The following is an 8,104-nucleotide window of genomic DNA, read 5'->3' on the forward strand; positions in this document are numbered from 1 at the left end:
GTGACAGAGGTCGGCTGGCCCACACGCGAACTGGCAGTCGGCGCGACCATGCTCACGTGATAGCGTCGCATTCGTGGCGAAAGCGACTCCTCGAGCCGACCCGCGGGACATCGTCAGTTTCCTCCCGGCGGCGCTCGCGCACTGGATGGAGGAGACGCGTTCCCAGCCTCTCGAGCCGGAGATGCGGGTCCGTCGGGTCGCGGTCCTCTTCGGGGACATCGCGGGCTTTACGAAGCTGGGCGAGAAGCTGGCCGCTCAGGGAAATCGCGGCGCCGAGGAGCTCTCGCGCGTACTCGAGGCCTACCTCGGGCGGCTGGTCAGCATCGTGGCCCTCCACGGGGGCGAGATCGTGCGATTCGCGGGGGATGCGCCCATCGTGCTGTGGTCGGGCGACGATTCGCTCGAAGCAGCCACCCGCCGCGCGGCCCAGTGCGCGCTCGACCTGCAGGCCCAGCTGCACGACCATGTCGTGACCGAGGGTTCAGCGCTCGGGCTCCGGATTGGTGTTTCCGCCGGCACCGTCACCGAAGCCATCGTCGGAGGCGGACAGGGCCGCTGGGAGTACGTGGTTCTCGGCAGGCCCATCGTGGAGGCGGGCGCAGCCCAGTCGGGTGCCGCCCTCGGACAGGTGGTGGCCACCGCGGCCGCGTGGCAGTGGCTCGAGGCTTCCTGCCAGCGCGAGCAGGCCCGTGTCTTGGCCGTTCGCGACCCTCTCCCACTCGAACCTCTGATCTATCCCCAGCTCTCCCCGGAAGCGACACGACGCGCGGCCGCTTTTGTCTCGCGCGCGCTGACCGCCCGCCTCGAGGCGGGTCACGCCGACTGGCTGCCAGAGCTCCGACGCGTCAGCGTCCTCTTCGTGTCGCTCGAGGGGCTCGACGAAAGCGGGCCGGACGCGCTGGACCGGCTGCAGGCCGCGACCCGCGTGCTGCAGGCGGCCGTCTACCAGTTGGACGGGAGCGTCAACCAGTTCCTCGTGGACGACAAGGGCACGGTGCTGTTGGCGGTGTGGGGCGTGCCCACGCGGACGCATGAGGACGATCCGGCCAGAGCCGTCCTGGCTGGCCGCCAGATCCTGGCCGGGCTGCGCTCCCTGGGCATGAAGGCCTCCGCTGGTGTATCGACCGGGCGCGTGTTCTGTGGCTTCCGGGGAGGCGCGGCGCGGCGCGACTATGCGGTGATGGGCGCGACCGTGAACCTCGCCGCACGGCTCATGGGGCTCGGGGACGGGTCGGTCATGACCGATGAGACGACCGCCAACGCGGCTGCGTCCCGGCTCGCCTTCGAGGCCCTCCCGGCGAAGCAGATCAAAGGCAAGCATCAGCCGGTGATTCCCTATCGCGCGCTGACCACGGTCGTCCGCGCGGAGGTGCACCCGGCGACGCCGGTCTTCGGCCGGCGGGCGGAGCAGGAGATCCTGAACCGGGCCCTCTTCGGGCTTACCCAGCGACGCGGGTCCGTCGTCGTGCTGGAAGGGGAGGCCGGCATCGGCAAGTCGTGCCTCACGCTGGCGTTCGAGCGCGACGCGCGGGCGCAGGGCGTCCAGATCCTCCACGGCGCCACCGACGGGATGGAGCATGCCACCCCGTATTTTGCATGGCGGGCGGTTGTGGCCGGGCTGTTCGGGCTCGCGGATACCGACGAACTGCCGCGCCGGCGTGAGGTGGTCCTGCAGCGACTGCAGCAGGAGCCGGCGTGGACGCCGCTCGCGGCCTTCCTGAATCCATTCCTCGGGACGGACTTCGCGGATTCCGAGCTCACGGCGAGCATGCAATCGGAGGGACGATCCCAGGGTACCCAGAACCTGGTCTTGGGGCTGCTGCTGAAGGCTTCGGCCGCGCGGCCGACGCTCCTGATCGTCGACGACCTGCACAGGCTCGACTCGAGCTCGTGGGAGCTCTTGCGCCTGCTCGTGGTCGACGGCCTGCCCCTGCTGCTGCTGGTGACCACGCGGCCTCTCGCGCAAGGTCCCAACACCGCGTACGAGGTGCTCGTGCGCGCAGCGGGGACGGGACACCTGGTCCTCGGGCCCTTGTCGCCGGACGGAACGTTCGAGCTCGTGTGCCACCGCCTCGGGGTTCGCCGGCTCTCCCCGCCCATCGAGCGCTTTCTCACCGAGAAGGCCGAGGGACACCCGTTCTTCAGCGAAGAGATTGCCTGCGTCCTGCGCGACACTGGGCTCCTCGTCATCGAAGGCGACGAGGCCCAGCTCGCGCCGCACGCAGGGGATCTCTTCGCCCTCGGGCTGCCATCGACTCTGGAAGGGATCATCGGCAGCCGCATCGACCGGCTGACGCAGGCGCAGCAGCTCACCCTCAAGGCGGCGAGCGTGATCGGCCGTGCCTTCACCCACTTCCTGCTACGGGCCGTGCATCCCATCGCAGGGGAGCGGGCCCTCCTGCCGCGCCAGCTCGAGACACTGACGCAGCTCGATCTCACCCTGCTCGACCCGGGCGTCGGGGATGCAGACGCGTATCTCTTCAAGCACGTCGTCACCCAGGAGACGGCGTACAACCTGCTCCTCTTCGCGCAGCGCCGGCAGCTCCACCAGGTGATCGCGGAGTGGTACGAGCGGAACTTCGCGGGCGATCTGACGCCGTATCGGGGGCTGCTGGCCCACCACTGGGTGCGCGCGGAGGTGCCGGCGAAGGCGATGGACGCGCTCGAGAAGGCGGGGGAGCAGGCGCTGCAGTCTCACGCCAACTCGGAGGCCGCCGACTTCTTCGCGCAGGCGCTGCACATCGGGTCGACAGAGCACGTGCCCATGCCCCGGCGCGCGCACTGGGAACTGCTGAGGTGCGAGGCACTGTACAAGACCGGCCGTTTCGAGGAATCCCTGGTCGGGGCCCGTCATGTGTCGGCCCTCCTGGGTCACCCCGTGCCGGAGACGCCGCTCCGGCGAGTGACCGGGACACTGAAGGCGCTGGCCAGGGTGCTCGTGCGCCGCCAGGCCCCGCGAATGCCGATCGTCCGCTCGGACAGCGGGGATCAGAGGCTGCTCGAGGCGGCCCAGGCGCACGGCATCGTGATCAGCGTGTCGTTCTGGGCGGCGGACGCCCTGACCATGACGTACGCCACCATCACATGCGTGGATCTGGCGGAGCGCTTCGGCCCCTGCAGCGTTCTGGTCCGCGGGTATGCGGGGATGGCGCTCGTGCTGGGTGTTGTCCCCTTGCACAGCCTGGCGCGTGCGTACGCAGCCAAGGCGGTTGCGCTGGGAGAGGCGATTGGTGACGCGGACAGTCTCGCTTTTGCGCGCTTCCTCTGCGGGCTCTATCTGAGCGGGGCAGGGCGTCTCGATGAGGCGGCGGCCCAGGTGAAGCTCGCCTTCGAGGACTACGAGCGGCTCGGAGACGGGAGGCGGTTCGAAGACGCTTCGAACGTGTACTCGTCCGTCCTCTACTACCAAGGCCATTGGTCCATGGCGACGACTGTGGCCGAAGAGGGGCACCGGTCCGCGAAGCGTCGAGGGGACCCCCAGAGCATCGTTGCACCCCTCATTCTGACCGCGATCATGCTGGCCCGACGGGGCGACCACGAGGGGGCGCTGAGGGCTTTCCTCCGGATCCCGCTGGCGCCCGGGGATCATGTGAGCCGCATCGACGTCCAGGGCGAGATCGCCTTGCTCTACGTTCAGCTGGGGCGCTTCGATGACGCGCGGGTGGCGGCGGAGGAGGTGGCCGGCCTCCTCTCCGGCCGGCGTCCGGCGACCGTGGGCGTGCTCGTCGGGACACTCGCCTTTGCCGAGGCCTGCCGGGAGCTCTGGGTGCGGGCGGTCAAGCTCGGACTGCCCGAGGCACCCTCCCTCCAGCGGGCCGCCTGGAGCGCCGTCGGGTCGCTCGCTGTGCTCGCCAAGGTATTTCCTCTCGCGGAGGCTGGCGCCCAGCTCAAGCGCGGGGCCTTCGAGCTCGTGCGGGGGCGGCTGCGGCGGGCGCGCTTCGAGTTCACCCGCGCGCTCGAGAACGCACGCGGGATGGGGATGGTCATTCACATCCTGGAGGCCCATGAGCGCCTGTGCGCCGTGACGGACGGCGCTGAGCAGGGGGAGCACGCACGAAAGGCCGCCTCGCTGCGGAAGCAAATGCTGGCGGGCCCGGGCTGAGTTGCCAGCAAAGTTCCACGAGACGGCTGAAAGCGGGATTGTGTCTCGACGGGCGGTGCGGTCGCTCCCGCTTGGTCCGAGAGTGCTCGACCCGCTCGTTCTCGGTGTCGACTTGCTGTTGCCGAGCCATCTCCAGTGCGCGGCCGAGCAGCTTGTTGTCCACCACATCTCCTGGCTGAATCCGGGCCTTGGGTACCCGGTCGAAAGCCTCGGCGCGGAGTTCGCCACCAGCTTCGGTACGGATAGTCACTCTCCCTGCGTCGTCCTCGTAGAGCATGACGTGCTTGCCCATCGTGGCGCGGGCGCTGTCGGTCTTCTCGAGCACGTAGAGCGTGCGCTGGTAGTTGATCGTCAGCTGTCTCGAGACCTTCCGCCGGGCCTGGAGTTGGAAGATGTCCTTCAGTGGCGCGGTGGGCAGGAGAGGGCGGTGAGCGTCGAGGTCGCTCTCAGGAGCGCGGGCAAAGCGTCGGTTGAAGTCATCTCGGAAGTGAGCATCGAGGAAGTCGTTCGCCGCTACGATGTCGCTGATGCCCTGGAGTCTCAGCTCCTTCACGAGTCGGTCCTGCAGCGTCCTGTTGGCGCGCTCGACGCGGCCCTTGGCGGGTGCGGAGTTGGCGCACCGGCTACGCGGGAGCTAGTCGAACCGCTTCAGCAGAGACTCAACGCGCTCGGCTATGACGCCCGAATCTCCAAACCGAGCACGCATGGCCTTGACACTTACCCTGCTAGTCGGCAATCTGGCGGCTGCCAAGGAGTGACGGAGTGAGTAGCAAGAAGCCAATCTGGTTGTCCGGAGCCGCATTAGTTGTGATTCTAGCGTGCGGCCCGGCGGCCCTTGAGACGCTGGACGCAGTCATCGCCTCAGATGCGGCGGCGCAGGTGCCGACATACTCTGAAGCTAGTTGCGTGGAGGTTGAGTCCAGCACAACCGTGACCACGCTTCCGCGACTCAGCGGCGGTACGATCGTCACCACACAAACGGTCCAGCTCTTCGGCTACACGTGGACAGGTGAACCAAGCAGCTGGCGTGTGCGACGTACGCCCGCTGTTGCGACCGACGGGGTCACCCACCGCTGCGTATCCGGCGGCTCATCCTCCTGTGTGCGTAGTCCCATCTTAGAAGACGCGTTCGAACTCACGTATGCTCACGAAATGTCGTTCCCGCTCTCGGACGGGGCGAATGGGTTGTTTGCCTCCTGCGGATCACGTACGGCGAGGGTGATCGAGACCTTCAACGGGGACGGGACGCTTCAGGCCTCCAATGAAGACCCCGCCGTTGAACAACGATTCCGAGTCTGGACCGCGCAAATTCGATAGCGCCACCCATCACGGGCTGAGCCGACGTTAACACCCTTTCTGGTCTGGTCCGTCGAGCGCTCGATGTATCCAGACTAGAACGTCTGACCGTCAAAGTCATACGCGCCTCCTAGAGCACGACACGATGCGACACGAAATGAATACCCTAAGCGATATGAACCGCGTTCAACGCGTGCCGGGGTTACGCAACAGGAATGCCGCTCTGGCATCGATCGTGTGTTTCCTCCTCTCGGCCAGCTTGGCACAGACTGCTTCGGCCCAAGACGGCACGGGACCGGTCTTGTGTGTCGCGGACACCCTCCCTCCGTTTGAGTTTGAGGGCGCACTGGTTGAAGCAAGTCCGTTACTATCGCTTCAAAACTTCACGGTCCAGGGGTGGTACAGTCGGACCAACAATGACGCACTTCCGGACAGCTACTTCCATATCCTGTTTCACCTACACGACCTAAACCAGGGCGTAACCCATCTCGCCGTAGTGGCGCGCGACTTGGCTGACGGACGCCAGGGCCTTGAGATCCAGAACGAACGGGCCGTGATCTTCATTGAGACCACACCCTTTGAGGTCGACGAATGGAATCATGTCGCCATAACCTTCGATGGGCAGACACTGTCCGTCCTCGTCAATGCCGTTAATCTAGCGAACGTCGACGCCGGGCCGGGGACCGAGCTTTGGCTTAACCGAGACTACGACGAGTATACCGATCTCCAATTTACGCTGGGAATTGGTCGCGCCGCGACAGCGTCGCTTCACTCAACGAACGGGTACCTCACTGAGGTTGTGGTCTACGACCATAGGAGGTTCTCTGGAGAGATTAGCGACACATACAGACGGCGAACGAGGGCTTCAGCAGCCGTGGGGGTCTGGCCTTTCGATGAGGGCCCCAGTGATGCAGCGGGCAGGTTTGTGACACGCCTGACAGGCGCAGCAGAGATCTGCTTGGTCGACACCACCCCTTTCCCAACCGTCGTGGAAGACACCACGCGACCAATCGTGGCGTGTTCGCTTGCCCCATCGACAACTGAGCTCCACGGCAGGTACCCACGAGTCACCTCTCACACTCCAGATGTGCAGTACTCGGCCACGGATGACGTGGATCTGGCCTCAGTGGAGGTGACAGTTAACGGGGTGCTTGTGGCTTCCGCGACTGCTGACCTGATGGGCACCAACGACAGGCGGTTTGGAGGAAGCACTCCGCTGCCCTTCTCACTCGACTTTGGAGGAGACCATCGGATCTCGTGCGTCGCAACCGACGCAGCGGGAAATGTTCAGACCTCGACGATGGCGTTTGCAGTCGTCGACTCGCAACCCGTTCCGCTGACAGTGCTGATCGGCGTCGATCCGCCTCATCCTAGCCTGGGCGATACGGTGACGTTCACAGCGTATGCCATTGATCCGCTGGGCCGAAGGATCGAGTATATCGCGTTCAACGGTGAGGGTGCTGCGGAATGGTTCGAGTGCTCCAACCTTCAGCCTGCCGACGAAGGTTTCGTGTCTTGCACATCGCCTCCAGTTACGCTTGACAGCGAACTCCCGGGATGGTTCTCGAACCTCGCGGTCGCTGAGACGGAGGGTGGGACACTAGGCTATTCGCGCGGTATCCGTGGCGTCTACGGTCCCGCCAGCGGCGGAAGAGATGCAGACAACGATGGCTTGTCCGACCTCGTCGAGGCGACGTACTGCACGTCTCCAACGAACCCCGACACAGACAATGATGGTCTGGTAGATGGTTGGGAGTTTGGTGGTCTCGAGTTCTCGGACGGTCGCAGCGTGCCCCTAGTCGACCTCGAGGCACATCCCTGCTTTGAGGATCTCTTGGTGCAGCTCATCATAGAGGAGGGACTGGAAGCCGATACCCCTGAGCTAGGACGCAGAATCGACGACGCACTCGATGCGGTTCGCGAAGTGTTTCAAGCAGACTTGGGGGTCCATGTGGTCTTCGAACGCAGCACGATTCCTCGCCTTTTCGGTCGGCACCTTAGCGTGATGCAGTCGACGTCTGCGCGTGATGTTTCGACCGGGCGTTTTGCGCTGCCACCCGAACGAACATGGACCCACAGACCTGTACTCATCACTGCCGGAGGCGGCGCCGGTTGGGCAGACCCATGGTACGGAGCCGCTACGCTACCTGGGTACGGGGTGGGGGGATCGTGTGACTGCCCGGAGGGCGAGGAGTTGGAAGCGTGTGGTTGTACTGTCGCCCCCGGACTCGCGGACGTGCTCGTGCACGAACTCGGGCACGTGATCCTGCTGAGTCACGCTGGTCGATCGGGCGCGTCAGAGGAGCGCATCCATACCCCCAACGGCCGCGTGGTGTATCCTGGGTTCGACCTTGGTCGACCAAACAGAATTCCCTGGTACCACAGCGTCATGAACTACCTTGCCGGCGGTGGAGCCGCCTCGTCTGGAGTTAGGTACTCGCGCATTCGTCCGATGACCGACACCCGCGCCGAAGTGGGCGCGGCATTTTCGCAAAGATCCATCTACACGACCACCGAGCAAACCTACCTGCAGGACGGCGTCTTGGTGGGCGGTCTTGACGAGCGTCCGGATGCACCCTGGGTGCAAAGGCTTCTCGGCAGTCGGCCCATCTGGCTGGACTCGAACCTGCATGCGGAGATTAGTTGGAGTTGTCCCGATGGGACGGGTCGACGGGGATGGGGAAGTCACACGGACAACGGCCAAGA

2 protein-coding genes and 1 pseudogene are annotated in these 8,104 nt (G+C 65.4%); 2 read left to right on the forward strand and 1 reads right to left on the reverse strand.

Translation table 11 applies throughout. From position 1 onward, the window contains the following. The first annotated feature begins 73 nt into the window (after positions 1-73). Complete coding sequence (locus IPI43_09560; protein MBK7774376.1) at positions 74-4,102, forward strand: AAA family ATPase; 4,029 nt, start codon at positions 74-76, stop codon at positions 4,100-4,102. A gap of 457 nt (positions 4,103-4,559) precedes the next feature. Here IPI43_09560 and IPI43_09565 read toward each other — a convergent pair. Further along, positions 4,560-4,721: pseudogene (locus IPI43_09565) on the reverse strand (ISNCY family transposase). 852 nt (positions 4,722-5,573) lie between these two features. Here IPI43_09565 and IPI43_09570 point away from each other — a divergent pair. Beyond that, a partial coding sequence (locus tag IPI43_09570; GenBank protein ID MBK7774377.1) for a hypothetical protein occupies positions 5,574-8,104 on the forward strand: 2,531 nt, incomplete at its 3' end.

Source organism: Sandaracinaceae bacterium, from assembly GCA_016706685.1.
GTDB lineage: Bacteria > Myxococcota_A > Polyangia > Polyangiales > Houyiibacteriaceae > JADJJE01.